Below are 24602 nucleotides of genomic sequence, written 5' to 3' on the forward strand. Positions count from 1 at the left end.
GGCTAGAGCGTAAACACGGTGAAGGTCTGGCTGACCAGTTGCGGCTGGCGGTTGCCGATGTGGGCAAACAGGCTCACGTTGGGGTCGCAGGTGGCCTTGAGGTAGATGTACGGCAGATCGTGCGGCTGCCAGCTCAGGTAAGCCTGCATGAAGAAGTCCAGCGTAGCGCCGGCGTCGGCGCTCTGGCTCGTCTCGAATTCCAGCACGCGGGTGCCGTACGCAAAGAACTTGAGCGGCACGCTGGGCTGGGCGCCGGCCAGGCGGATGCCGCCCGACTCTTCTCCTCCCGGTCCCAGACACCAGGTGGCCAGTCCCAGACCTTTCTTGGTCGACAGTTCGAGGGCGATGCGGTCGCCCGGATAAGCATTCTGCACCGACAGGATCACGCTGCGCGAATTGGCGTCGGGATCGCGCAGGACTGCGCTGATGCGCCCGTTGCGCCACTCCATCGCGCGCTGCGAACCGAAAAACGCCATCACGCTCGCTTCGTTGTTGAGCGTGCAATAGCCCTGCAGATAATCGACGCCGGGGGCCACGCGCAGGAACAGGGTCATGGTGAAGGCATTGAGCGCGGCGCCGCCGCTGGCGGTGCGGATGGCCAGCAAGCCGCCGGAAAATTCAACCGAGCGGATGCATGACTGGCGCTGGCCGCCGTTCTGATCGGCCACCACCGTGAAACCCATGCTGTCGCCCGAGCGCGCGCCCAGCGACCATTCGGTGCCGGCCGTGGTGAACGTGAAATTGATGTTCGAGTCGGCCGCGATATTCTTGAATATCAGCACGACCGGCAAGGGATCGCCTTGCATGCGCTGGCCGTGTGCGGTGTCAAGCTGGAGCGTTGGAGTATTCATCAGGCAAGATCGATCGCAAATGAACTCAGGCCGATGACCGTGCTGCGGTCGCCGCGCGATTGCAGGCAGACGCTGGCACCGGGCGGCAGGTCGACCCGGCCCTGCAGCTGCGGCTGGCTGGTCTGCACGTATAGTTCGATGCTGACCTCGTCGCAGTCCTGGTAGGTTTCGAGGATGATTTCGCGCGCATTGATGAGCAAGCTGCTCAGATACATGGCGGGCGCGTTGCTGGACATGCACAGTCCCACCATGCGGCTGTCCTCGCCGCCTTCGCTCCAGATCGCCTTCTGATCGGGGCGGATGGTCAGGAAGGCCTTGCTGTTGGCACGCAACTGGAAAAAACGGATGCTCAGCTGGCGAAACGTCGTCACCTCGTGGTAGCACTGCTCGTTGAGCGCGTGCAGCGGGTTGCTCAGCAGATGCGATTGCAGGTGCTGCAATTCATGCGGATTCAAGGCCAGGGCATCGATCTGGATGCGCGCCATGACCAGCTTTGCCTCGGCCTGCGCCAGCGCCTGGCCGGCCGGCTTGCTGACGGACGCGGAGCGCTTGCGCGGCGCGGCGGCCGGCGTATGCTCCGCAAGCGTCGCCGCCGCCAGGTCGGTACCGCCCGTAGTCCGCTTGCTCATCGCGCGTTTATTCCGGGAAGGTGATGGTGTTCTTGCCCACTTTCAAGGGCACCTGGCTACTGCCGCCGAGAAATTTGTAATAGCCCAGCACGCTCACATCGACATAGGTGAAGTTGACGGTCATGCTGGCGCCGGCCGGGACCACGCCGACCACCACTTCCAGCGCTTGCTGGTCGCCCGATGGATTGGCGCCTGCCTGCAGGTTGATGCCATTTTCCTTCACGTTCAGGTAGACCAGCGGAGGCGTGGCAGGCGCGCCGCCCCAGGGCTGGATCTGCACCGGTGTTCCGGTTAGCGAAATCCTGTTGGCATCGGTGATCGACAGGACGGCGTTCAGCGGGACCGTATTGTCGGACCTGACTTCAAAGATGAATGCGATCGAATATTCTTGCACGGTAATTCCTCGAAGAGCCAAAAAAGATGAATGCCCTGCCGCGGGCGGGCATTCACACGGGTGCCGATGCGCCAGCTTCAGCAAGGCTTAATTCGGCCACTCCAGGATGACAAAGTTCTGGCTCAGCGTGATCGGCTTCTTGCCATCGAAATTGAAGGTCAGCACGGGACCGCTATCGCTGGTCGACTTGATCTTCAGCAGCGACAGGCTGCCATTGGCCGTCAGGCAAGGCGAAATGTTGAAGGTTACCGAATCCGAACCGCCGGCGCTGATCTGCAGGTCAATCAGGACGCCATTGACGCTCAGGCTGCTCAACGGCAGGGCCACGCCGCCCGAGGCGTTAATGGTGATACCCGAATTGCTGTCTTCCGATGGATCGCCGGTGCTCCAGCACAGGGTGTCCGATTTCGTTTCGATGTCCAGTGTGACCGAGATGCGCTGGCCAGGCTGGGCGTTTTGCACACTGATTTCCGCCGTGGCGTACTTGTACTCAGATGTCATGATGCATTCCTCTAAGAGTGAAAATTCGTTGAACTGCACGCGTCCGTTTTTTCAAGTCGACTGACAATGCATTGGTCAGCAACGACATTAAGCCACGCTGGCCCGGCGTGAGTCACCTGACAAATGTGCCAGTTTGCGCTGGCATGGCTTTGGTGTATCCGCGACACGCCGCGCGAGCCGGGCCGGCGATGGGCCAGATAATCACGCATTCTCACCGGCGAGCGGGACAAAAAGAGGGGTTTCTCCGCATTACTTGCATCATCAGAAACCTTATACGGCCTCTGCTTGTGACAATGTAACGATTGCTAGAAAACTATTATTTTTACTAGGTGTTGCTAATGCTCAAATCCTGCAACATACAAATCTGCCCTTCGTTTAACCTTCGTATTGTGATGCTGCGCCCGCCCCTGCCACCGCGCCTGATGACAGGCAGCGATTGCGACGACACCGTGATCGCCGGGACGCGTCTTGCATGTTGGCGTTACGAACCACCATCATCAACCCGAGGAGTATTCCATGCTGCTGCTGGATGACCTGTTTAGCCTGGTGCGATGCCAAACCGAAGCGGACTGGACCCGTCTCCTGTTCAGCATCGGCGCACAATGCGGCTACGAGCATGTGTATTACGGCGTCGCGCCGGAAAAGACGGTGGCTTTTCACTGGCCGGCACCGGAGACGTCCTTTGTCGTGAGCAACTATCCGCCGTCCTGGCGCGCGCTGTATGTCTCGGAACGCCTGCATGAAAGCGATCCCAGCATCTCCCACTGCCTGGCCAATACCATGCCGCTGCTATGGCGGCCGGAAAGTTTCACCAGTCCCGCACAGCGCGCCTTCTATGAACAGGCGTGCCAGCACGGCATGCGCTCCGGTTTTTGCTTCCCGGTGCACGGCGCAAGCGGTGAAACGGGCATGTTGAGTTTTATCCGCAACGCGCCGCCGATGGATGCGGAACGCGACAGCTTCGCCACGATTGCGCAGCTGGCCCTGATCCGCGACTACGTGATCGAATCGTCCGCCCGCTTCATCAAGCACGACGCGCCACCCGTGCCTGGCGCCAATCCGCTGACCACGCGCGAAATGGAATGCCTGCAGTGGATCATGGCGGGCAAGTCCTCGTGGGAAATTTCGCGCATCCTGCTGCGTTCCGAAGGCACCATCAATTTTCATGTCTCCAATGCGAAGAAGAAATTCAATGTACAGACGCGCCAGCAAGCCGTCCTCAAGGCCATCAAGGCCGGCTTCCTGATCCCCTCCTGAGCCGGGCCAGATTTGCCATGCAATCCGAGCCGCCTGGCGGCATGGGCTACCGGCTGTCCGGGTATAACAGTCCAGCGCCATAAAAAAAGGCCCTGTAAAAACAGGGCCCTGCTTACTGAATCACCATGATGAGCATGACGATGAAAATGCTCCCCTAGGGAAACTCACTCCCACTCGATGGTCGCCGGCGGCTTGCCCGAGATATCGTAGACGACGCGGTTGATGCCGCGCACTTCATTGATGATGCGGTTGGAGACCTTGCCCAGCAAGCTGTGCGGCAGGTGCGCCCAGTGGGCCGTCATGAAGTCCTGCGTTTGCACGGCGCGCAAGGCCACCACGTATTCGTAGGTACGGCCATCGCCCATCACGCCCACCGATTTGACGGGCAGGAAGACGGCGAAAGCCTGGCTCGTCGCTTCATACCAGTTCGCTGGCAGCGCGTCCGGGTCGACGGCCTGGCCGGCGACGAATTCGTACGGCGTGTTGCGCAGTTCTTCGATGAAGATGGCGTCGGCGCGGCGCAGCAGGTCGGCGTAGTCTTTCTTGACTTCGCCGAGGATGCGCACGCCCAGGCCCGGGCCCGGGAACGGGTGGCGGTAGACCATGTCATGCGGCAAGCCCAGGGCGACGCCCAGTTTGCGCACTTCGTCCTTGAACAGTTCGCGCAAAGGCTCAAGCAACTTGAGCTTCATGGTGTCCGGCAAGCCGCCCACGTTGTGGTGGCTCTTGATGGTCTGGCCTTTTTTACCTTTACCGGCCGATTCGATGACGTCCGGGTAGATCGTGCCTTGCGCCAGCCATTTGGCGTTGACCAGCTTGCCCGACTCGACCTGGAAGACTTCGACGAATTCGCGGCCGATGATCTTGCGCTTTTGCTCGGGATCGGTAACGCCGGCCAAGTGGCCCATGAACTGGTCTTCCGCATCGACGCGGATGACTTTCACGCCCAGGTTCTTGGCGAACATGTCCATCACCATCTTGCCTTCGTCCAGGCGCAGCAGGCCGTGGTCGACAAAGACGCAGGTCAGCTGGTCGCCGATAGCGCGGTGGATCAGGGCAGCAGCCACGGACGAATCGACGCCGCCGGACAGGCCCAGGATGACGTCATCGCTACCGACTTGCGCGCGGATTTTTTCCACCGCTTCGCTGATGTAGTCGGGCATGTTCCAGTCCGACTTGCAGCCGCAGATTTCATGTACGAAACGGCCAATCATGGCCTTGCCCTGCACCGTGTGCGTCACTTCCGGGTGGAATTGCACGCCGTAGAACTGGCGCTCTTCGTCGGCCATGGCCGCGATCGGGCAGCTCGGGGTGTTGCCCATCAACTTGAAGCCTGGCGGCATTTCCAGCACCTTGTCGCCATGGCTCATCCACACTTTCAGCATGCCGTGGCCTTCGTCGGTGACGAAGTCGGCAATACCGTTGAGCAACTTGGTGTGGCTGCGGGCGCGCACTTCGGCGTAGCCGAATTCGCGCACCAGGCCGTTTTCCACCTTGCCGCCCAGCTGGGCCGCCATGGTTTGCATGCCGTAGCAAATGCCCAGCACGGGCACGCCCAGCTCGAACACGGCTTGCGGCGCGCGCGGCGAGTCGCCATCCAGCGTGGAATTGTGGCTGCCCGACAGGATCACGCCGGCGGCGCCATAGTTGCGCACGAATTCATCGCTGACGTCATACGGGAAGACTTCGGAAAACACGCCGGAATCGCGCACGCGGCGGGCGATCAACTGGGTGACTTGGGAACCGAAATCGAGAATGAGGATTTTAGAGTGCATGGTCGGAGCTTTATTCAGGGTCAATTGCAAAACCGGCGCACTGGGCGCCGGTCTGGACTTTCGTTACCGCTTACTCGGAGCGATAATTTGGCGCTTCTTTCGTGATCTGCACATCATGGACATGCGACTCGCGCATGCCGGCTGAGGTGATTTCCACGAATTCCGCTTTTTCGCGCAGTTCGTCGATGGTGGCGCAACCGCAGTAACCCATCGATTGACGCACGCCGCCCACCAGCTGGAAGATGATCGCCAGCACGCTGCCCTTGTAGGCGACGCGGCCTTCGATACCTTCAGGCACGAACTTGTCTGCCTTCATGGTGGCGTCCTGGAAATAACGGTCAGCCGAACCATCGGACATCGCGCCCAGCGAACCCATGCCGCGGTACGATTTGTAGCTGCGGCCCTGATACAGGATCACTTCGCCCGGTGCTTCTTCCGTACCGGCAAACATGGAACCCATCATGACGGTCGAGGCGCCAGCGGCCAGCGCTTTCGAGATATCGCCCGAGAAGCGGATACCGCCGTCGGCGATACATGGCACGCCCGTACCGGCCAAAGCTTCGGCAACATTCGAAATGGCCGTGATTTGCGGCACGCCTACGCCGGCAACGATACGCGTGGTGCAGATCGAGCCAGGACCGATGCCGACCTTGACCGCATCGGCGCCGTATTCCACCAGCGCCTTGGCGGCAGCGGCGGTAGCGATATTGCCGCCAATCACTTCCACTTGCGGGTACTTGGTCTTGATCCAGCGTACGCGGTCGAGGATGCCTTGCGAGTGACCGTGGGCCGTGTCGACCACCAGCACGTCGACACCGGCAGCGACCAGCAGGTCGATGCGTTCTTCATCCTTGGCGCCTACGCCGACAGCGGCGCCGACCAGCAGTTTGCCCTGGCTGTCTTTCGACGCGAACGGGTGGGAGGTCGATTTCTGGATATCCTTGACGGTGATCAGGCCGCGCAGCTCAAACGCGTCGTTGACGACCAGCACGCGCTCGAGGCGGTGCTTGTTCATCAGGCGCTTGGCTTCGGCCGTATCGGCATCTTCGTTGACGACCACGAGCTTTTCGCGCGGGGTCATCTTGGCGGAAGCTTCCGCGTCGAGTTCCTTTTCAAAGCGCAAATCGCGGTTGGTGATGATGCCGACGACTTCCTTGCCCTTGACAACAGGGAAACCGCTGATGCCGTACTGTTCCGTCAGAGCGATCACGTCGCGGATTTTCATTTCCGGCGGAATCGTGATCGGATCACGCAACACACCTGCTTCGAAACGCTTTACGCGGGCCACTTCACGTGCCTGGTCCTTCGGATTCAAATTCTTGTGGATGATGCCGATGCCGCCTTCCTGGGCCATCGCGATCGCCAGACGGGCTTCCGTCACCGTATCCATGGCTGCGGACAGCAAGGGAATATTCAGGGTGATATTGCGGGTCAGGCGAGTTTTGAGGGACGTATCGGCGGGCAGAACGTTGGAGTAGGCTGGGACGAGCAGCACGTCATCGAATGTGAGTGCTTTTTGAAGTAGACGCATAGCATTTCCTATTGGCGCAAAAGCAGATTATACAGAAAAAAGCGCCCTTCGTCCTTGCAGCATAAAAAAGATATTTGGAAATAGCAAAAAAATGGCCCGCCAAGGCCAGCCGCAAGCCGCAGCCCTGCCCTCTTCCAGACCCGTCAGGTCTTGGCGGGCTTGCCGCTGGCACGCCGGCGGCGCGCTTCTTTCGGGTCCGCCTGCAGCGGACGGTACACCTCGATACGATCATGCTCGCGCAGGACGGTATCCAACGGCTTCTTCTTGCCGTAGATACCGACCATGGTCACGGCCAGGTCGATGGCGGGGATTTCCCGCAGCAGTCCGCTCAGCGCCACCGCCTGCTCGATGGTGGTGCCGGCAGGCACGTTCAAGGAGCGCAGGAACGTGCTGTCGGGCAGCGCGTGGCATACTTGCACCGTGATGCCTGCTTCAGCCATACACCGTCTCCGCGCGCTTGCAGAAGGAATCGACCATGCTGTTGGCGATCATGCCGAAGACGGGGCCGATGATCTGTTCCAGTACGCGGCTGGAAAACTCGTAGTGCAGGTCCAGTTCGATCTTGCACGCATCTTCGCGCAGGGCCTTGAAGGTCCACACGCCGTCGAGGGTCTTGAAAGGACCGTCCACCAGCTTCATCTTGATGGAAGTCGGCGGCACGTTCTCGTTGGACGTGGTGAAGCTTTGGCGCACGCCGTGGTAATGTATGCCCACGCTTGCGACAACCGTGTTCTCGCCCCGCTCGCGAATCTCGACCGCACCGCACCAGGGCAGGAATTTGGGATAATCCTCCACCGCCGCCACCAGCGCGAACATTTGTTCGGCGCTATAGCCGAGAAAAACTGATTTATGTACTACTGCCATTGAAGAACCATTTGCTATGATGTTGGATACATTTGATTTTATCGCGCTTGCGCGAGACAGTAGTTTAACCGACCCGCGCACATTTACCATCTCATGACCATAGCAGACAACAGAAAAGCCTTCCACGACTACTTTATCGAGGATCGCTACGAAGCCGGCATCGTGCTGGAAGGCTGGGAAGTCAAAGCCATCCGCGACGCCCGCGTACAAATCAAGGAAGCCTACGTCGTCGTCCGCGGCGATGAACTCTTCCTGTTCGGTGCGCATATCAGCGCCCTGCCGACCGCCTCCACCCATATCCATCCGGAAGCCGTGCGCACGCGCAAGCTGCTGCTGCACCGTGCGGAAATGGATAAACTGATCGGCAAGGTGGAACGCTCCGGCTATACCCTGGTGCCGCTCAACCTGCACTACAAGGGCGGCCGCGTGAAATGCGAAATCGGCCTGGCCAAGGGCAAGAAGCAGCACGACAAGCGGGCAGCGGAACGCGACCGCGACGGCGCGCGCGAAGTCCAGGCGGCAATGAAGTCGCACCGCCGCTGATCCGGCACTACGCGCAGCGTGCTGCGCCGATACCATCAAGCCCGGCTATATGCCGGGTTTTATTTTGCCGGTGCCTGCGGCAAGCGGAAACGCACAGCGCAATGGGATAAAAACAGGGAATGGAAAGAGATACGGCGGGAAAAAACTGGTATTGGTGAAAACACCATGGAGATAAGCGAATGAATCAGCTTTGCCTGCCTGGCCAAAGACGATAAATCAGGAAAGTTCCGGATGCTTGCATGCTGCCTTGTACTACACCTGTATCACTGCACAGGACAAGCATCCGAATGAACGGTTTTTAAACCTTCAGAATCAAACCTTCAGCAGATCACGCGACTTGCCCGAATCGGTCCACTCTTTGACCCATTTCGGCTGACGGCCACGGCCAGTCCATTGCTGCGTCGCGTCATCCGGATTGCGATAGCGTACTGCGACCGTGCCGGTTTTAGCGCGGATCCCCGTACCAACCAGATCTTTTACGGAAACGCCAACGCTCTGGGCGATTGCCAGGATTTGCTCGCGCGCCTTGGACAGATCGTCCTGTTCGCGTTTCTTCATTTGCTTCTTGATGTCGTCCTGCAAGGTGCGCAGTTCGGACAGGGATAAGCTGGACAGATCCATGATATTTCCTTGTGTGAGTTGAAAAATATAACTGAACAGTTAAATTCTATCCAATTGTAACGCGATTGAGGTGATTTTTCTTCAGATTTGATTGTTTTTTACAATTCTTTTACCAAAAAACCTGCTTCCCTGGCTTTCAAACAGTGTAATCGTTCCAGCATGGGGAACCGGCATCGCGCATGAACTGCCTGTACAAGCGTCTCCGCTTTGTACGGTTGCGGTTCAATACAGCGCCATCGGCAGTATTTATTTTGCAGTACTTTCTGTTTCATTGCAATTTATAGTAATTATAAATTGCAATTCAAAATATACATGGGAGCAATACTATCGCCCTTATACATCAACTCCAAAATTCCTCTCAAGTATCCGTCGCGGATATCGGCGCAATCATAGCCATGCATGAGCCGCAGATTCTACTTAATCAAAAAGATAAGCGTCGCACGACAGCATATAAGCCCGAAAGTGCGCACAGCATAGCATAAAGAAAATATTTCAACGTTATGGATTCAAGCGCAGATACTCCAGCCCGTCTTCCAGCATATATTCCAATGGCGCAATTGAAAACTGCCCGCGATATGGCGGGCAGCATTAAAGACAAACCTGCTACGAGTTTGCTATTCACCAGGCAATCAGGGAATCGCCACGCTGCCTTTCGGCTTCTGCGTTTTCACCACCTGCATCGCCGTGGCGATCAAACCGCTCATATCGCCCAGATTGGCCGGCACGATAATCGAGTTATTGGTTTTCGCCAATTGCGCGAACGCGCCCACATACTGCTCGGCTACTTTCAGGTTCACGGCATCTTCCCCGCCCGGTTCGCGAATGGCGGCACCCACCTGGCGCAGCGCCTCGGCACTGGCCTGCGCCAGCGCGACGATGGCCGTGGCCTGGCCTTCGGCACGGTTGATCGAGGCCTGCTTCTCGCCTTCGGAGCGGGCAATGGCCGCTTCGCGCTCACCGCTGGCGATATTGATCTGTTCCTGCTTGCGCCCTTCCGAGGCGGCAATCAGGGCGCGCTTTTCGCGTTCGGCCGTAATCTGTGCCTGCATCGCATGCAGGATTTCCTTGGGCGGCGTCAAATCCTTGATTTCATAGCGCAATACCTTGACGCCCCAATTCGCCGCCGATTCATCGATGGCATTCACGATGGCCGTATTGATATGGTCGCGTTCTTCAAATGTCTTGTCGAGTTCCATTTTACCGATCACCGAACGCAAGGTCGTTTGCGCCAGTTGCGTAATGGCGGCAATATAATTCGACGAGCCATATGAAGCACGCATGGCATCGGTAATCTGGAAATACAGAATGCCATCGACCTGCAATTGCGTATTGTCGCGCGTGATGCACACCTGCGGCGGCACGTCGAGCGGAATTTCCTTGAGCACGTGCTTGTAGGCGATACGGTCGACAAAAGGCACGACAATATTCAGGCCAGGACCCAATACCGCGTGAAACTTGCCCAGACGCTCCACCACCCAGGCATGCTGCTGCGGCACCACATTGACCGTCTTGAAGACAAATACCAATGCCAGCAATAACAAGATCAGCGACACGCTACCAGTGCTTACTTCCATAATCTACTCTCCAGGTTATCCAACAATCAAACGGCTGCCACGCACGGCATGTATGGTGTAATGGCCGGCTTGCGTATCGCCGCCGGGAATCAGCTCCACATCCCACAAGGCGCCGCGGTACATGACGCGCGCCGCGCCATCGACCCAATGCGCGACCGCTACGCTTTGGCCGATATCGAGATTCACATTCGGGTCCTGCGCCGCATCGCGCCGCGCCGCCTTGCCAAAACGGCTGCGCCGCAATAACAGGGTGGCCGCCACGCCGACAATGGCGGCCGTCAGGGCTTGCCAGCCGCCATTGCCGCCCGCCAGCGCCACCAGTCCTCCGGCACTGATGCCGATGGCGATCATCAGCAAATAAAACGTGCCCGTAAACAGCTCCAGGATCAATACCGCGCCAGCCGCCACAAACCAGCCTACCCATTCAGCCATGATGCCTCCATCTTTGCGAATCCGAAAATAAAAAACCCCGTAGCCTATATAAGCGACGGGGTTTAATGCGTATTACTGCCTGATATTATTCTTGCCAAACACCTATATACAAGCAGTCTAACGCAATTCCTGATGACGTCAATAGGCGGGGCCGAATTAGCGCCGCAGGCCCAGCCTTTATTCCTCGAGCAGGCTGCGCAACATCCACGCCGTCTTTTCATGCAAATCCAGGCGCTGCGTGATCAGGTCGGCCGTCGGCTGGTCATTCGCTTTTTCCAGCAGCGGGAACAGGCGGCGCGCCGTGCGCGCGGTTGCTTCCTGTGCCGATACCAGGTGGCTGACCATGTCCAGCGCCGGCGGCACGCCGTCGATTTCCTTGATCGAGGCCAGCTTGACGAATTCCTTGTAGGTACCCGGCGCAGGATAGCCGAGGGCGCGGATGCGCTCGGCGATCAGGTCCAGCGCGGCCCACTGCTCCGTGTATTGCGTCATGAACATCAGGTGCAGGGTGTTGAACATCGGCCCCTTGACGTTCCAGTGAAAATTATGGGTCATCAGGTACAAGGTGTAGCTGTCGGCCAGCAGGCCGGACAGGCCTTCCGCAATCTTCGCGCGGTCCGCTTCGGAAATGCCGATATCGATCTTTGCCACTTTGCTCGGTTTCTTGCTTGCCATGTGAACTCCTGTTTCAATGTATTGGTGAAATCATTTTAGCTGATCTGGAGCAAGCCCATCGAATACTGCCGTGCGCCGCGTGGCAGGCATAAAAAAACCCGCTGCCGGGTGAGCGGCAGCGGGTTTTCAAAGGGCGGGAAAGATGCTTACGCTTTCAGCGCAGCCAGTTTCTGCCAGGTGTCGATCACCGAATCCGGATTCAGCGACATCGATTCGATGCCCTGCTCCATCAGCCAGACGGCGAAGTCCGGATGGTCGGAAGGACCCTGACCGCAAATGCCGATGTACTTGCCGCGTGCCAGGCAAGCCTTGATGGCCAGGGCCAGCAGGGCTTTCACGGCAGGATCGCGCTCGTCGAAGTCGGCGGCCAGCAATTCCATGCCGGAATCGCGGTCCAGGCCCAGGGTCAGCTGGGTCAGGTCGTTCGAACCGATCGAGAAGCCATCGAAATGGTCGAGGAACTGGTCGGCCAGGATGGCGTTCGACGGCACTTCGCACATCATGATGACGCGCAGGTCGTTCTCGCCGCGCTTCAAGCCATTCTTCGCCAGCAGGTCGATGACTTTCTCGGCCTGGCCCAGGGTGCGCACGAACGGCACCATGATTTCCACGTTGGTCAGGCCCATGTCATTGCGCACGCGCTTCATCGCTTCGCATTCCATGTTGAACGCTTCGGAGAAGTCGGCCGACAGGTAGCGCGCCGCGCCGCGGAAACCCAGCATCGGGTTTTCTTCGTCCGGCTCGTAGCGCGAACCGCCGATCAGCTTCTTGTACTCGTTCGACTTGAAGTCGGACAGGCGCACGATGACTTTTTTCGGCCAGAACGCGGCGGCGATGGTGGCGATGCCTTCTGCCAGCTTGTCGATGTAGAACGCCTTTGGCGAAGCGTGGCCACGCGCCACCGATTCCACGGCCTTTTTCAGGTCGGCATCGATGTTCGGGTATTCCAGGATCGCGCGCGGGTGCACACCAATATTGTTATTGATGATGAATTCCAGGCGCGCCAGGCCCACGCCGGCATTCGGCACGGACTGGAAATCGAACGCCAGCTGCGGATTGCCCACGTTGAGCATGATCTTGGTGTCGAGCTTCGGCAATTCGCCGCGCGACACTTCCGACACTTCTGTTTCCAGCAAGCCATCGTAGATCTTGCCTTCGTCGCCTTCGGAGCACACGACGGTGACAAACGTGCCGTCTTTCAGCACGTCGGTCGCGTCGCCGCAGCCGACGACGGCAGGCACGCCCAGTTCACGCGCAATAATTGCTGCGTGGCAAGTACGACCGCCGCGGTTGGTGACGATGGCCGAAGCGCGCTTCATGACCGGCTCCCAGTTCGGGTCTGTCATGTCGGCAACAAGCACGTCGCCTGGCTGCACGCGCTCCATGTCGGCCGGGTCGTGAATCACGCGCACGGGGCCGGCGCCGATCTTCTGGCCGATGGCGCGGCCGGAGGTCAGCACGGTGCCGGTGCTTTTCAGCTTGAAGCGTTCTTGCACGTCGGTCGCCTTTTGCTGCGACTTGACGGTCTCGGGACGCGCTTGCAGGATGTACAGCTTGCCGTCGCGGCCATCCTTGCCCCACTCGATGTCCATCGGACGGCCGTAGTGGTTTTCGATGATGACGGCGTATTTGGCCAGTTCCACCACTTCGCTGTCGTTCAGCGAGTAGCGGTTGCGCATTTCGACGGGCACGTCGACGGTTTTCACGGAACGGCCAGCTTTCGCTTCGTTCGTGAATTCCATTTTCAGCAGCTTCGAGCCGATATTGCGGCGGATCACAGGCGACTTGCCTTTTTCCAGCATCGGCTTGTGCACATAGAATTCGTCCGGATTGACTGCGCCCTGCACCACGGTTTCGCCCAGGCCATAGCTGGAGGTGACGAAGACCACGTCCTTGAAGCCCGATTCCGTATCGATGGTAAACATCACGCCAGCCGCGCCCAGGTCGGAACGCACCATGCGCTGCACGCCGGCCGACAAGGCCACTTCAGCGTGCGTAAAGCCCTTGTGCACGCGGTACGAGATGGCGCGGTCGTTGTACAGCGATGCGAACACCTGCTTCATGGCCTCGAGCACGTTGTCGATGCCGACCACGTTCAGGAAGGTCTCTTGCTGACCAGCAAAAGAAGCATCCGGCAAGTCTTCCGCCGTGGCCGAGGAACGCACGGCAAACGACATTTCGGTATCGGAATCGGCCACCAGCTTGGCGTAGAACTGGTCGATTTCGGCGGCCAGGCGTGGCTGGAATGGCGTTTCCACGATCCATTGACGGATCTCGGCACCGGCTTGCGCCAGCGAGCGCACGTCATCGATGTTCAGCCCTTCGAGGCGCTGGGCGATGCGTTCGGCCAGCGGCAAGCCGCCATTGGCGCTATACGACAGGAAATCGCGGAATGCCTGCGCCGTGGTGGCAAAGCCACCGGGCACGCGCACGCCGGCTTCCGCCAGCTGGCTGATCATTTCGCCCAGGGAGGCGTTCTTTCCGCCGACGGATTCGACATCCGTCATGCGCAAATGCTCGAACGAGGCAACATACACCGCGTCCTTGTCTTCCTGCTGTTGCGATACTGCGTTGGTCATAATGACACCCTTACTGATGATAGAAATCTTTACGCGCGGCGCACAGACAGTCTTCTTGTTATTCTTGGCGTCGTGCAGCACAATCATACCGTTGCAGCCATTTTACCTTGTGCGGCGCAAATTGACGACGCACAATCTTGATCCGAAAACCCATGACACAAGATCCACGCCCCCCTCTGCCCTCCGCGGCCCGCACCGTCTTCTTCGTTTCCGACGGCACCGGCATCACCGCCGAGACGTTCGGCCACTCGGTGCTGACGCAGTTCGATCTGCGCTTCCGCCAGATCCGCCTGCCCTTCATCGATACCATGGACAAGGCCTACGAGGCGGCGCGCAAGATCAACGAAGCGTTCGCCACCGATGGCCAGCGCCCGATCATTTTCTCCACCCTGGTGAAGAACGACCTGTCGGCCGTGATCCGCAAGTCCAGCGGCATGCACATGGACCTGATCCAGACCTTTGTCGCCCCACTGGAGCAGGAACTGGGCGTCATGTCGACCCATACCATCGGGCGCTCGCACAATATCGTCGACAGCGAGGAATACAAGAACCGCATCGAGGCGATCAACTATTCGCTGGCGCACGACGATGGCCAGTCGCACAAGAACCTGTCCTCGGCCGATGTCATTCTGGTGGGTGTGTCACGCTCTGGCAAGACCCCGACCAGCCTGTATCTGGCCATGCAATACGGTATCAAGGCGGCCAATTATCCGCTGATTCCCGACGATTTCGAGCGTGAGAAGCTGCCATCGGCCCTGCTGGAATTTAAGAATAAAATTTTCGGATTGAGCATTACGCCCGAACGTTTGTCGGAAATACGCAACGAAAGACGCGCTGGAAGCAAGTATGCGGCCATCGAAAATTGCCGTTACGAGGTCAACGAGGCGGAAAAAATGATGAAACGCGAAGGCATCCGCTGGCTGTCGTCGACCACCAAGTCGATCGAAGAGATCTCCACGACGATCCTGCAAGAGATCAAGCCGAACCGCCGCGAGTACTAGAACGCTTGACCAAACCTGCTGCGCGTCGGTAATAGATGGCTTGCGACGGTTTTGTCAGGTGTTCGCCTCGCCGGACAGCACCGTCAGCGCGGCGACCAGTTGATCGAGTTCGCTGGTCTGCGTCGTGATGGCCACCGTGGCGCGCACGATGTCGGTATCGCCGATATTGCGTTCGACGGTAAACACGCCGAAGCGGTGCAATAAAACCTGCTGCAGCTCCCGCGCACGCATGCCATCGACGGCAAACGCCACCAGCGCCGTGCCGCGCCTGGCATCGAGCGGAGACAGCATGCGCACGCCGGGCAGTTGCGCGGCGCGGCTGACCCAGTAATTGCGCAGCCAGGCCAGGCGTTCGGTCTTGGCCGGCGTGCCGCCCAGGCGCGCATGGAAGTCCAATGCGGCAGGCGCGACCAAGATGGCACCGATCGGCGGCATGCCCATGTGCAGGCGGCTGCGGATATCGTCGGGCGGATAATCATCGTCGCCAAAGTGCGGTTCGATCTTGTGCAGCTGCGATGCGCGGATATACACGATACCCAGTCCCGCCGGCGCCCCCAGCCATTTGTGCAGATTGAAACCGGCGAAATCGACGCCCATCGCTTGCACGTCCACGTCGACCTGCCCCAGCGCATGGGCGCTATCGAGCAGCACGTCGATGCCGTGCTCGCGCGCCAGCGCCATGATGGCTTGCACTGGCAGTTGCTGGCCGTTGGCCGGCGCCACCTGCGACAGCAGCAGCAACTTGGGCTTGACGGCCTGGCGCATGGCTTGCGCGTAACTGGCGACGATCTCGTCATCGCTGATGGGCAAGCGCAATGTGACTTGCGTGCTGGTGACGCCACGGCGCTGCGCCAGCCAGCGCATGGCCGTGCGCATGGCCGGATAGTCGAGATTACTCCACAGCACCGTATCGCCGGGCGCCAGGCCGTGGTATTGCGTGATCAGCACCTGCATGGACTCGGTGCCGCTACGGGTCAGCAGGATTTCGTGCGGCTCCGCGTGGATCAGTTCAGCGACGCGCTGGCGCAGGATATCCACATGCGTGCGCGTGAACTCGCCGCGCACGAAAGGACTCAGTTGCTCGTTGGTGTAGCGCACGGCCTGCTCGAAGGCGGCTTGCACGGGCGCGGCCATGGCGCCGAAATAGCCATGCTCGAGATTGACGATGGCGTCCGGCGGCGCGGGATACAACGCGGCCACCTGGCGCCACCAGGCCTCGTCACGTGCGGCACCGTCGGCGAGCAGGGCGAAAGACATGGCTACCCTGTTCAGGCCTGGCCCTGGCGCAGCTGCTCGAAGAAGCAGACGGCGGCGCAGGCAGCCACGTTCAGCGATTCGATCTGGCCCAGGTGGGGAATGACCACTTGGTGCGTGGCCATCGACAGCAGGTCGTCGGCGACGCCCTGCCCTTCATGGCCGAACAGCCACGCGACGGGCTGGCGCAGGTCGACGTCGTACAGGCGCTGCGTGGCATAGCCGCTGGTGGCGAGGGTCGCCACCTTGGCGCCCGCCACCAGCGCCGCCAGGTCGACGTTTTCAAAGATGTCGAGCACGAAATGCGCGCCCATCGCCGCACGCAGCACCTTCGGCGACCAGCAGAAGGCCGTGCCGGCGCTGCAGTACACCTGCGTGATGCCGGCGGCGGCCGCGCTGCGCAGGATGGAGCCCACGTTGCCCGGGTCTTGCAGGTTATCGAGCAGCACGGCCGACACGCCCAGGGGCTGCGTGACGGCCCGTTCCGGCGTCTCGATGAGGAACATCACGCCCACGCCATGTTCGACCTGGCTCACGGCGTTATACAGCGCGTCGGGCAAGCCCAGTACGTGCGCGCGCTGGCTTTCCAGCTGGCCGACGATGTCCGCCACTTCCCCGTTCTGCAAGGCGCTTTCGCTGACGATACATTGCTCCGGCATGCCGCGCAGCTGCAGGTAGGACTGGCACAGGTGCACGCCGTCGAGCAGGGTGCGGCCCGACTTACGGCGCGCCTGCGAGCTGCCCGCCAGCTTCAGCAAATCCTTGTATTGCGCATTGTCGCGCGAGGTAATCGTCTTCATGCCGCCACCTCCTGTCCGCCAAACAGGGCGATCACGTTGCGCACGGGTGCGAACGAGCGGCGGTGCACGGGCGAGGCGCCGTGCAGGTGCAGGCGCTCGAGGTGCAGCTTGGTGCCGTAGCCCTTGTGCTGGTCGAAGCAGTATTCGGGATAGGCCGCATGCAGGTGTACCAGGGCCGCGTCGCGTGCCGTCTTGGCCAGGATCGAGGCGGCGGAGATCGAATCGACCTTGTCGTCGCCACCAATGATGGCCATGCCGCGTATCGGCATCACGGGGCAGCGGTTGCCGTCGATCAGGGCCAGGGTCGGCACGGTAGCCAACGCCTCGACGGCGCGGCGCATGGCCAGCATCGACGCCTGCAAAATGTTCAGGCGGTCGATCTCTTCTTCCGACGCTTCGGCGATGGCCCAGGCCAGGGCCTTGGCCTTGATCTGCGGCGCCAGCAGGTCGCGCTTGGCTTCGCTGAGTTTTTTCGAGTCGCGCAGGCCGTCGATAGGCTGGTTCGGGTCGAGGATCACGGCGGCGGCAAACACGGGGCCGGCCAGCGGACCGCGTCCTGCCTCGTCGACGCCGCAGATGATTTCATCGAGCGAGAATGGCAAGTCGTCAAACAGGCCGGGATAGATATTTTTCACGTTGAATCTTTGGTTGGTACTGCGGTTGAAGCGGTGATCGGGGCTTACTTGCGGTTGGCGGCGATGACTTGCATGACGGCGTTGGCGCTCTCTCGCGCGCTGTCGCGCAGCAGGCTGTGGTGCATGTCCGTGAAGCGCTGCACCAGGCGCAGGCGGCCCGGCACGTCGCTCAGCTGCTGCCACATGGCCTCGGCCAGCGCTTCCGGGCTGGCCGCGTTTTGCAGCAGCTCGGGCACCAGGTAGTCGCGCGCCAGGATGTTGGGCAAGCCAATCCACGGCTGGTAACCCATGTGGCGCATGATTTCCCACGACGCGCGCATCATCTTGTAGGCGATGACCATGGGCTTCTTGTACAGCGCCACTTCCAGCGAGGCCGTGCCGGACGCCACCAGCACCGCATCGGCGGCGCAGATGGCCGTGTGCGAGCCGCCGTCGGTGAGCAGGATCTCGACATCCTGCAAGCCTGCTTCCGCAATCAATTGCAGGAAGTACTGGCGCTGCTTTTCACCGGCCATGGGCGCGACGAAACGCAGGGAGCGGTCGCGCGCCAGCAGCAGCTTGCAGGCACCGACAAAGGCCACCGTATTGTATTTGAGTTCGCCCATGCGGCTGCCCGGCATCAGGGTCACGACATTCGCGTCTTCCGGCAAGCCCAAAGTGCGGCGCGCGGCCGCTTCGTCGGGCTGCAACGGAATCATTTCAGCCAGCGGATGGCCGACATAGGTGACGGGCACGCCCGCCTTGCGGTAGATCTCTTCCTCGAAGGGGAAGATCACCAGCATGTGCGAGACGGCCTTGATGATTTTCTTGATGCGGCCACCGCGCCAGGCCCATATCTGCGGCCCGATGTAGTGCACGGTGGGGATGCCGCCTTCCTTGAGCTGCTGTTCCAGTCCCAGGTTGAAGCCCGGGTAGTCGGCGCCGATGAAGACGGCGGGACGCTCCGCCAGCAACTGGTCGCGCAGCGCGTTCTGGATGCCCTTGATTTCGCGGTAGCGGGGAATGATCTCGAACAGGCCCCGCACGGTCAGCTTGTCGAGCGGCCAGTCGGAAACAAAGCCCTGCCTGGCCATGTGCTCGCCGCCGATGCCGTGAAAGCGGGCACCGGGCAGCTGCGGCACGAGGCCGGACAGCAGCCGGCTGGCCAGCAGGTCGCCCGACACCTCGCCGGCGACGATGGCGACATTGGCGACCGGCCGGCCGCCGGACTGGTCAGCGGACGATGCCACGCGACGCCACGCCAAGGAATTCGCGCATGGCACGAATGTGTTGCGCCACCTCGGGCGACGATGCCGCTTCTTCTTCGAACAGGGCAGCCTTGGATTCTTCCAGGGTCAGTCCCGAGCGGTAGATGAGTTTATATGCGGTGCGGATGCCGTTGATCTGCTCGCGCGTAAAGCCGCGGCGTTTCAAGCCCTCGATATTGACGCCATGCGCCTGCGCCGGATTGCCGTTCAACAGGACGAACGGTGGCACGTCCTGCGTCAGGCTGGTGCTCATGCCGACAAAAGCGTGCGCGCCGATCTTGCAGAACTGGTGCACATTGGCGAAGCCGCTCATGATGACCCAGTCGCCGATCTCCACGTGGCCCGCCAGCTGCGCGTTGTTCGAAAAAATCGTGTTGTTGCCCACCAGGCAGTCGTGCGCCAGGTGCACATACGCCGAAATCCAGTTGTCATTGCCCAGGCGCGTCACACCGCCGCCCTGCACGGTGCCCGTGTTGAAGGTGCAGAATTCGCGGATAGTGTTGCGGTCGCCGATTTCCAGGCGCGTCGCCTCGCCCGCCCATTTTTTGTCCTGCGGCTGCGCGCCGATGGAGGAAAACTGGAACAGGTGGTTATCGCTGCCGATCGTCGTGTGCCCGTCGATCACCACGTGCGGGCCAACCTTGGTACCGGCGCCGATGCGCACGTGCGGACCGATGATGGTGTACGGACCCACCTCGACCGAGCTGTCGAGCTCGGCCTTCGGGTCGATGACTGCCGTGGAGTGGATGGCCGCCATGTTACTGCCCCGCTGGCTGGCTCGCAGACTGGCTCGCATCCTGCGCGCTGCGGATGGTGCACATCAGTTCCGCTTCCACCGCCAGCTTGCCGTCGACCGTACCGACGGCCTTGTATTTCCAGATGCCGCGCGAGACGCGCAGGATTTCCACATCCATCTTCAGCTGGTCGCCCGGCTCGACAGGACGCTTGAAGCGCGCATTGTCGATGCCGACAAAGTACACCACCGAATTTTCGTCCGGCTTCACGCCCATCGTCAGGAACGACAGCAAGGCCGCCGTCTGCGCCAGCGCTTCGATCATCAACACGCCAGGCATGACTGGCTTGTGCGGGAAATGGCCTTGGAAGAACTCTTCGTTGACCGTCACGTTCTTGATGGCGGTGATGGTTTTGTTCGCTTCCCAGTCCAGCACGCGGTCAACCAGCAGCAGCGGGTAACGGTGCGGCAGCAGCGACTTGATGGCGAGGATGTCGAGGGTCTTTTTTTCAGTAGTCATTTTTCGTCTTGCGTGGTCAGTGTTTTAATTGTTTTTTCAAGCGCGCGGATCTTCTCGCGCATGCTTGACAGGTTGCGCACGATGGCGGCGCTCTTTTCCCAGTCGGCGTTCTTGGCCAGCGGATAGAAGCCCGTGTACTGGCCCGCTTCCAGGATCGAACGCGAGACCATGCTGCCCGAGCCCACGTGGACGCGGTCGGCAATGGTCAGGTGGCCCAGCACCATGGCGGCACCGCCAAAGGTGCAGTACTTGCCGATGATGGCGCTGCCGGCCACGCCGACGCAGCCGGCCATGGCCGTGTGCGCGCCGATATGGCAGTTGTGGCCGATCTGGATCTGGTTATCGAGCTTGACGCCATCTTCGATGATGGTGTCGGCCAGTGCGCCACGGTCGATGGTGGTGTTGGCGCCGATATCGACATCGTCACCGATCACCACCCTGCCCGTCTGCGGAATCTTGATATACACGCCGCCTTCGTTGGCGAAGCCGAATCCGTCGGTGCCGATCACGGCGCCCGAATGGATGATGCCGCGCTGGCCGATCACGCAGCGCGCGTGGAAGGTCACGTTGGCGAACAGCTGGGTACCCGCGCCGATGACGGCGTCGCGGCCCACCACGCAGCCAGGCCCGATGACGCAGCCGGCGCCAATCACGGCGCCCGCTTCGATCACCGCATGCACGCCGACGGAGGCGCTGGCGTCAACCTGCGCGCTGGCGTCGACAAAGGCGCCCGGATGGATGCCGACCGGGGCCTTGATCTCGTGCAGGGCGGCGAAATACTGCGCCGCACGCGCGAAATACACATAGGGATTCGGGGTGACGATACGCGCGCCGGCGTAGTCGCCGCCGATCAGCGCGTCGTCGGCCGGCGTGAGGATCAGCGCCGCGGCGCCGCTCTGGGCGGCCTGTGCGCGGAATTTGCTGTTGCTGAGAAAGCTGATGTGCGAAACGCCGGCGTCGGCCAGCGGTGCGATGCCTGAAACTTCCAGGTTCGGATCGCCCGCCAACTGCCCGCCGAAGCGTTCGACCAATTCTCCTAGTCGAGTGCCCATCTTTTACCTTTATAAGAACGCCTGACTATGCCTGCTGCGCGGCGCGATTTGCGGTCTCCGATGCTCACTGTGCTCCAGCACAGCTCCGCTTCTCAACCACAACTCACATCCGCTCGCCACGGCACTGTCAGGCGTAAAAACTATTACAGTTACTTGTCCAGCGCCTTCAATACCTTGTCGGTAATGTCGATGCGCGGGCTGGCCCACAGGGCTTCCTGCAGCACGATGTCATATCCTTCGATATGCGCCATCTGCTGGATGATGGTGTTGGCTTTTTCCGCGATGGCGCTGCGCTCTTCGTTCGTACGCTGGCTCAGGTCTTCGCGAAATTCGCGCTGGCGGCGTTGCAGCTCCTTGTCCAGCTCGAAAAACTCGCGCTGGCGCTTGGCGCGCTCCGCCTCGCTCAGGGTCGGCATGTCCTTTTCCAGGGCTTCGTTGGCGACCTTGAAGCGGCTGGCCAGTTCCTGCACGGCTTTTTCACGCGAGCGGAACTCTTCGGCCAGCTTGGCGCTGGCCAGCTTGGCCAGCCTCGATTCGTTATAAATACGTTCGCTGCTGATCCAGGCGATCTTCGACTCCTGAGCCTGCGCCTGCACCGGCAACAGCGAACTCCAGCACAATGCGATCACGGCAAGGGTCTTGGGCAGGGTAGCGGATGCGGTGTTCATGATACTCCATGGTCAAAAAGTAAAAGCTGTCGCCCCGGTTCAGATGGCCGGTCAGAAACCGGTGCCCATCTGGAACTGGAAGCGCTCCAGGCGGTCCGTCGGCTTGGCGTTCAGCGGCTTGGCATAGCTCAACTTGAGCGGGCCCACCGGGGAAATCCAGCTGATGCCCAAGCCAGCAGAATAGCGCAATTGCGACAAACGCATTTTTTCGCCTTCCTGGTAGACCTGGCCGCCGTCAAGGAAACCGAACCAGCGCAAGCTGCGGTCATTGCCCGAACCGGGGAATGGCATCTGCAGTTCCGCGTTACCGATCAGGCGCGAAGCGCCGCCCAAGGCATCGTTGGTGCTCGGTTCGACCGCGCCCAGCGAAGAACTCAGGTAGCCGCGCACCGAACCGATACCGCCGCCGTAGAAGTTCTTGAAGACCGGGTACACGTGCTTGCCGATGCCGTGGCCGTAATCGAGTTCGCCCTTCAGCGCCAGGGTGACCTTGCTGAACAGCGGACGGAAATACTGGTGCTCATAGATGGCACGGAAGTATTTCTGGTCGCCGATCAGGTCAGCCTCCAGGTTGACGCGCTGGTAGCGGCCGATCGACGGCGTCAGGGCGCTGTCGCGGCTGTCGCGCTGCCATGCCGCCGTCAGCGGGATGGAATTGGTGGTAGCCGAACCGATACCGTCGGACGGGCCGCCATTGTCAACCACGTATTGCTTGAAGCGGATCGGGCTGGTGATGTCGGTTTCGATGCGCGAGCGTTCGGCGCCGATACCGAAGAAGACGGTGTCGACTTCCGAGAACGGCACGCCGAAACTGACACGCCCACCGGTTTGCTTGATCTTGTAGCTGCCGATGTTCAGCGCCGGCGGTTCCGTCGTGCGCAGGTAGACTTCAAAGCTGCGCGAGATGCCGTCGTCCGTGTAGTACGGATTGGTTTGCGAAAACGCGATCGTGCGGCTGTAATGGCTGGTATTGAGTTCGATGCCGACCGTGTTGCCGCTACCGGCAAAGTTGGCCTGCGAAATCGATGCCGACAGGGTAAATTTTTCCGATTGCGAGAAAGCGCCGCCGATCAGGAAGTTACCGGTTGGTTTTTCCACCACCGTCACGTTGACGTCGACCTGGTCGGTCGTGCCCTGCGCTTCCGGCGTGTCGATGGTCACGTCCTTGAAGTAGCCAAGGCGGTCGACACGGTCGCGCGACAGCTTGATCTTGTTGCTGTCATACCAGGACGATTCGAACTGGCGGAATTCGCGGCGGATGACTTCATCGCGCGTGGTGGTGTTGCCGGCGATATTCATGTGGCGCACGTACACGCGCTTGCCCGGATCGATGAAGAAGGTAAAGCCCACTTCATGCTTTTCACGGTTGATTTCCGGATTCGCGTTGACGTTGGCGAACGCATAGCCGAACGTGGCCAGGCGATCCTGGATGCGCTTGTTCGTCGCCGTCAGGCGCGCGCCCGAATAGATTTCGCCTTCGCGCATCAGGTTCAGCGCTTTCAACTCTTCTTCGCGGCCAAACATCTCGCCTTCGAACTTGGTGCCGGCGATCTTGTACTTCTCGCCTTCGGTGATATTGATCGTCAGGTAGATGTCTTTTTTATCGGGCGTGATCGACACTTGCGTCGAGTCGACCTGCATCTCGATATAGCCGCGGTCCAGGTAGTAGGACTTGAGCGACTCGATGTCGCCCGTCAGCTTGGTCTTCGAATATTGGTCGGCCTTGGTGTACCAGCTGAACCAGCCGCCCGTGTTCAAGGCCAGCTGCTCGCGCAGTTCCTTGTCGGTGAAGGCCTTGTTGCCGACGATGTTGATCTGCTTGATGCGGGCCACGTCGCCCTCGTCGACGGCGAACACCACGTTGACGCGGTTACGCTCGATCGGCGTGACGGTGGTGGTGATCTTCACGCCGTACAGGCCATGCGACAGGTACTGGCGCTTGAGTTCCTGTTCCGCGCGGTCAACGGACGCCTTGTCGAAAATCTTGGCTTCACCGACGCCGATTTCCTTCAGGGCCTTGACCAGCACATCCTTTTCAAATTCCTTGGTACCCGTAAATTCCACGGTGGCGATGGCTGGACGTTCCTCGACCAGCACCACCAGCACGTCGCCATCGGCTTCCAGGCGCACATCCTTGAACATGCCCGTCGCGTACAGGGCCTTGATGGCGGCCACGCTCTTCTCGTCGGAGAACGTTTCGCCGACCCGCACCGGCAGGTAGGCAAACACGGTGCCCGCTTCAGTACGCTGGATCCCTTCGACCCGGATGTCCTTGACAGTAAATGGCTGGACGGCCAGCGCGTGGCCGGAACAGAAGGCCATGACGGCGGCGCCGATCAGGCTGCGGCGAAAGGAAGGCAAGGCAAAACGAGCAGAATGTAATTTCATTGGGGTTATTCAATGGGTAAATCAATGGACAACATACACAAAAGATTGCTTGTGCGACTCACGCAATGGCATCAACCA

The 24602-nt window shown here is 60.3% G+C and carries 25 protein-coding genes; 3 read left to right on the forward strand and 22 right to left on the reverse strand.

Translation table 11 applies throughout. From position 1 onward, the window contains the following. Positions 1-2: 2 nt before the first annotated feature. The 4 genes from IGS58_RS15280 to IGS58_RS15295 all read right to left on the reverse strand — a co-directional run bounded on the left by IGS58_RS15280 (position 3) and on the right by IGS58_RS15295 (position 2375). Entirely contained in the window at positions 3-851 is an 849-nt protein-coding gene (locus tag IGS58_RS15280) for a hypothetical protein (protein WP_230521947.1), read from the reverse strand. Continuing rightward, positions 851-1480 carry a hypothetical protein gene (locus IGS58_RS15285; RefSeq protein ID WP_230521948.1) on the reverse strand — a complete coding sequence of 210 codons (630 nt, stop codon included), beginning with the start codon at positions 1478-1480 and terminating at the stop codon, positions 851-853. Before IGS58_RS15285 ends, IGS58_RS15280 begins: the two co-directional genes overlap by 1 nt. Positions 1481-1487: 7 nt before the next feature. Continuing rightward, positions 1488-1874, reverse strand: a complete 387-nt coding sequence (locus tag IGS58_RS15290) for a hypothetical protein (protein ID WP_070257381.1) — start codon at positions 1872-1874, stop codon at positions 1488-1490. Positions 1875-1961: 87 nt separating this feature from the next. Then, entirely contained in the window at positions 1962-2375 is a 414-nt protein-coding gene (locus tag IGS58_RS15295; protein WP_034777728.1) for a hypothetical protein, read from the reverse strand. A gap of 516 nt (positions 2376-2891) precedes the next feature. Between IGS58_RS15295 and IGS58_RS15300 the strand changes: the two genes are divergently transcribed. Then, a complete protein-coding gene (locus tag IGS58_RS15300; RefSeq protein WP_230521949.1) occupies positions 2892-3632 on the forward strand; it encodes a helix-turn-helix transcriptional regulator in 741 nt (246 codons plus the stop codon). A gap of 164 nt (positions 3633-3796) precedes the next feature. On the opposite strand, the gene guaA is transcribed toward IGS58_RS15300, so the two are convergent. The 4 genes from guaA to IGS58_RS15320 form a co-directional block, all read right to left on the reverse strand. Next, positions 3797-5407: a glutamine-hydrolyzing GMP synthase gene (guaA, locus tag IGS58_RS15305; RefSeq protein ID WP_034777714.1), complete on the reverse strand. Its 1611-nt coding sequence runs from the start codon at positions 5405-5407 to the stop codon at positions 3797-3799. 70 nt (positions 5408-5477) lie between these two features. Continuing rightward, positions 5478-6938 carry an IMP dehydrogenase gene (guaB, locus tag IGS58_RS15310; RefSeq protein WP_034777711.1) on the reverse strand — a complete coding sequence of 487 codons (1461 nt, stop codon included), beginning with the start codon at positions 6936-6938 and terminating at the stop codon, positions 5478-5480. Positions 6939-7081: 143 nt separating this feature from the next. Further along, a complete protein-coding gene (locus tag IGS58_RS15315) occupies positions 7082-7378 on the reverse strand; it encodes an RnfH family protein (RefSeq protein WP_230521950.1) in 297 nt (98 codons plus the stop codon). After that, positions 7371-7802 (reverse strand): type II toxin-antitoxin system RatA family toxin, encoded by a 432-nt coding sequence (locus tag IGS58_RS15320; RefSeq protein ID WP_035818194.1) that lies wholly within the window; start codon positions 7800-7802, stop codon positions 7371-7373. The genes IGS58_RS15315 and IGS58_RS15320 overlap by 8 nt, the downstream gene beginning before the upstream one ends. Before the next feature lie 93 nt (positions 7803-7895). Between IGS58_RS15320 and smpB the strand changes: the two genes are divergently transcribed. Continuing rightward, complete coding sequence (gene smpB / locus IGS58_RS15325) at positions 7896-8345, forward strand: SsrA-binding protein SmpB (protein WP_034784131.1); 450 nt, start codon at positions 7896-7898, stop codon at positions 8343-8345. 312 nt (positions 8346-8657) lie between these two features. Here the strand turns inward: smpB and IGS58_RS15330 are convergent, their stop codons facing one another. From IGS58_RS15330 to ppsA, 5 genes are all read right to left on the reverse strand, one after another. Beyond that, complete coding sequence (locus tag IGS58_RS15330) at positions 8658-8966, reverse strand: H-NS histone family protein (protein WP_010397665.1); 309 nt, start codon at positions 8964-8966, stop codon at positions 8658-8660. Between the two features lie 629 nt (positions 8967-9595). Beyond that, entirely contained in the window at positions 9596-10540 is a 945-nt protein-coding gene (locus IGS58_RS15335; RefSeq protein WP_070257384.1) for an SPFH domain-containing protein, read from the reverse strand. Positions 10541-10555: 15 nt separating this feature from the next. Further along, complete coding sequence (locus IGS58_RS15340; protein WP_034784134.1) at positions 10556-10972, reverse strand: NfeD family protein; 417 nt, start codon at positions 10970-10972, stop codon at positions 10556-10558. A gap of 177 nt (positions 10973-11149) precedes the next feature. Continuing rightward, entirely contained in the window at positions 11150-11647 is a 498-nt protein-coding gene (locus IGS58_RS15345; protein ID WP_034752224.1) for a Dps family protein, read from the reverse strand. A 146-nt stretch (positions 11648-11793) separates the two neighbouring features. After that, complete coding sequence (gene ppsA / locus IGS58_RS15350; protein ID WP_034752367.1) at positions 11794-14226, reverse strand: phosphoenolpyruvate synthase; 2433 nt, start codon at positions 14224-14226, stop codon at positions 11794-11796. A gap of 152 nt (positions 14227-14378) precedes the next feature. On the opposite strand from ppsA, the gene ppsR reads away from it, so the two are divergent. Then, positions 14379-15227 (forward strand): posphoenolpyruvate synthetase regulatory kinase/phosphorylase PpsR, encoded by an 849-nt coding sequence (gene ppsR / locus IGS58_RS15355; RefSeq protein ID WP_230521951.1) that lies wholly within the window; start codon positions 14379-14381, stop codon positions 15225-15227. A 54-nt stretch (positions 15228-15281) separates the two neighbouring features. On the opposite strand, the gene IGS58_RS15360 is transcribed toward ppsR, so the two are convergent. The 9 genes from IGS58_RS15360 to bamA form a co-directional block, all read right to left on the reverse strand. Next, complete coding sequence (locus tag IGS58_RS15360; RefSeq protein ID WP_230521952.1) at positions 15282-16484, reverse strand: aminotransferase class V-fold PLP-dependent enzyme; 1203 nt, start codon at positions 16482-16484, stop codon at positions 15282-15284. An 11-nt stretch (positions 16485-16495) separates the two neighbouring features. Beyond that, positions 16496-17281, reverse strand: coding sequence for a TrmH family RNA methyltransferase (locus tag IGS58_RS15365; protein WP_230521953.1), 786 nt, complete (start codon positions 17279-17281; stop codon positions 16496-16498). Further along, positions 17278-17916 (reverse strand): ribonuclease HII, encoded by a 639-nt coding sequence (gene rnhB, locus IGS58_RS15370; protein ID WP_035818175.1) that lies wholly within the window; start codon positions 17914-17916, stop codon positions 17278-17280. The genes IGS58_RS15365 and rnhB overlap by 4 nt, the downstream gene beginning before the upstream one ends. Before the next feature lie 44 nt (positions 17917-17960). Beyond that, entirely contained in the window at positions 17961-19145 is a 1185-nt protein-coding gene (gene lpxB / locus IGS58_RS15375) for a lipid-A-disaccharide synthase (protein ID WP_230521954.1), read from the reverse strand. After that, positions 19129-19920 (reverse strand): acyl-ACP--UDP-N-acetylglucosamine O-acyltransferase, encoded by a 792-nt coding sequence (lpxA, locus tag IGS58_RS15380; protein WP_034784140.1) that lies wholly within the window; start codon positions 19918-19920, stop codon positions 19129-19131. The genes lpxB and lpxA overlap by 17 nt, the downstream gene beginning before the upstream one ends. A gap of 1 nt (position 19921) precedes the next feature. Beyond that, complete coding sequence (gene fabZ, locus IGS58_RS15385) at positions 19922-20416, reverse strand: 3-hydroxyacyl-ACP dehydratase FabZ (RefSeq protein ID WP_070257388.1); 495 nt, start codon at positions 20414-20416, stop codon at positions 19922-19924. Beyond that, positions 20413-21468 carry a UDP-3-O-(3-hydroxymyristoyl)glucosamine N-acyltransferase gene (gene lpxD / locus IGS58_RS15390; protein WP_230521955.1) on the reverse strand — a complete coding sequence of 352 codons (1056 nt, stop codon included), beginning with the start codon at positions 21466-21468 and terminating at the stop codon, positions 20413-20415. Before lpxD ends, fabZ begins: the two co-directional genes overlap by 4 nt. 149 nt (positions 21469-21617) lie before the next feature. Continuing rightward, a complete protein-coding gene (locus tag IGS58_RS15395; RefSeq protein WP_051958405.1) occupies positions 21618-22136 on the reverse strand; it encodes an OmpH family outer membrane protein in 519 nt (172 codons plus the stop codon). A 51-nt stretch (positions 22137-22187) separates the two neighbouring features. Beyond that, positions 22188-24524: an outer membrane protein assembly factor BamA gene (gene bamA / locus IGS58_RS15400; protein ID WP_034784144.1), complete on the reverse strand. Its 2337-nt coding sequence runs from the start codon at positions 24522-24524 to the stop codon at positions 22188-22190. Positions 24525-24602: the final 78 nt, after the last annotated feature.

Origin of the sequence: Janthinobacterium sp. EB271-G4-7A (assembly GCF_020858075.1) — a bacterium.
GTDB classification, from domain to species: Bacteria; Pseudomonadota; Gammaproteobacteria; order Burkholderiales; family Burkholderiaceae_D; genus Janthinobacterium; species Janthinobacterium lividum.

What these genes read in the sequence shown, in the direction of transcription:
- IGS58_RS15345 (WP_034752224.1), bottom strand. Translation starts at nt 11,647, where the DNA reads ATGGCAAGCAAGAAACCGAGCAAAGTGGCAAAGATCGATATCGGCATT.
- IGS58_RS15285 (WP_230521948.1), bottom strand. Translation starts at nt 1,480, where the DNA reads ATGAGCAAGCGGACTACGGGCGGTACCGACCTGGCGGCGGCGACGCTT.
- IGS58_RS15295 (WP_034777728.1), bottom strand. Translation starts at nt 2,375, where the DNA reads ATGACATCTGAGTACAAGTACGCCACGGCGGAAATCAGTGTGCAAAAC.
- IGS58_RS15395 (WP_051958405.1), bottom strand. Translation starts at nt 22,136, where the DNA reads ATGAACACCGCATCCGCTACCCTGCCCAAGACCCTTGCCGTGATCGCA.
- ppsA (WP_034752367.1), bottom strand. Translation starts at nt 14,226, where the DNA reads ATGACCAACGCAGTATCGCAACAGCAGGAAGACAAGGACGCGGTGTAT.
- IGS58_RS15300 (WP_230521949.1), top strand. Translation starts at nt 2,892, where the DNA reads ATGCTGCTGCTGGATGACCTGTTTAGCCTGGTGCGATGCCAAACCGAA.
- fabZ (WP_070257388.1), bottom strand. Translation starts at nt 20,416, where the DNA reads ATGACTACTGAAAAAAAGACCCTCGACATCCTCGCCATCAAGTCGCTG.
- IGS58_RS15315 (WP_230521950.1), bottom strand. Translation starts at nt 7,378, where the DNA reads ATGGCTGAAGCAGGCATCACGGTGCAAGTATGCCACGCGCTGCCCGAC.
- lpxA (WP_034784140.1), bottom strand. Translation starts at nt 19,920, where the DNA reads ATGGCGGCCATCCACTCCACGGCAGTCATCGACCCGAAGGCCGAGCTC.
- guaB (WP_034777711.1), bottom strand. Translation starts at nt 6,938, where the DNA reads ATGCGTCTACTTCAAAAAGCACTCACATTCGATGACGTGCTGCTCGTC.
- IGS58_RS15360 (WP_230521952.1), bottom strand. Translation starts at nt 16,484, where the DNA reads ATGTCTTTCGCCCTGCTCGCCGACGGTGCCGCACGTGACGAGGCCTGG.
- guaA (WP_034777714.1), bottom strand. Translation starts at nt 5,407, where the DNA reads ATGCACTCTAAAATCCTCATTCTCGATTTCGGTTCCCAAGTCACCCAG.
- IGS58_RS15280 (WP_230521947.1), bottom strand. Translation starts at nt 851, where the DNA reads ATGAATACTCCAACGCTCCAGCTTGACACCGCACACGGCCAGCGCATG.
- bamA (WP_034784144.1), bottom strand. Translation starts at nt 24,524, where the DNA reads ATGAAATTACATTCTGCTCGTTTTGCCTTGCCTTCCTTTCGCCGCAGC.
- IGS58_RS15340 (WP_034784134.1), bottom strand. Translation starts at nt 10,972, where the DNA reads ATGGCTGAATGGGTAGGCTGGTTTGTGGCGGCTGGCGCGGTATTGATC.
- smpB (WP_034784131.1), top strand. Translation starts at nt 7,896, where the DNA reads ATGACCATAGCAGACAACAGAAAAGCCTTCCACGACTACTTTATCGAG.
- IGS58_RS15365 (WP_230521953.1), bottom strand. Translation starts at nt 17,281, where the DNA reads ATGAAGACGATTACCTCGCGCGACAATGCGCAATACAAGGATTTGCTG.
- IGS58_RS15320 (WP_035818194.1), bottom strand. Translation starts at nt 7,802, where the DNA reads ATGGCAGTAGTACATAAATCAGTTTTTCTCGGCTATAGCGCCGAACAA.
- lpxD (WP_230521955.1), bottom strand. Translation starts at nt 21,468, where the DNA reads ATGGGCACTCGACTAGGAGAATTGGTCGAACGCTTCGGCGGGCAGTTG.
- ppsR (WP_230521951.1), top strand. Translation starts at nt 14,379, where the DNA reads ATGACACAAGATCCACGCCCCCCTCTGCCCTCCGCGGCCCGCACCGTC.
- IGS58_RS15335 (WP_070257384.1), bottom strand. Translation starts at nt 10,540, where the DNA reads ATGGAAGTAAGCACTGGTAGCGTGTCGCTGATCTTGTTATTGCTGGCA.
- IGS58_RS15330 (WP_010397665.1), bottom strand. Translation starts at nt 8,966, where the DNA reads ATGGATCTGTCCAGCTTATCCCTGTCCGAACTGCGCACCTTGCAGGAC.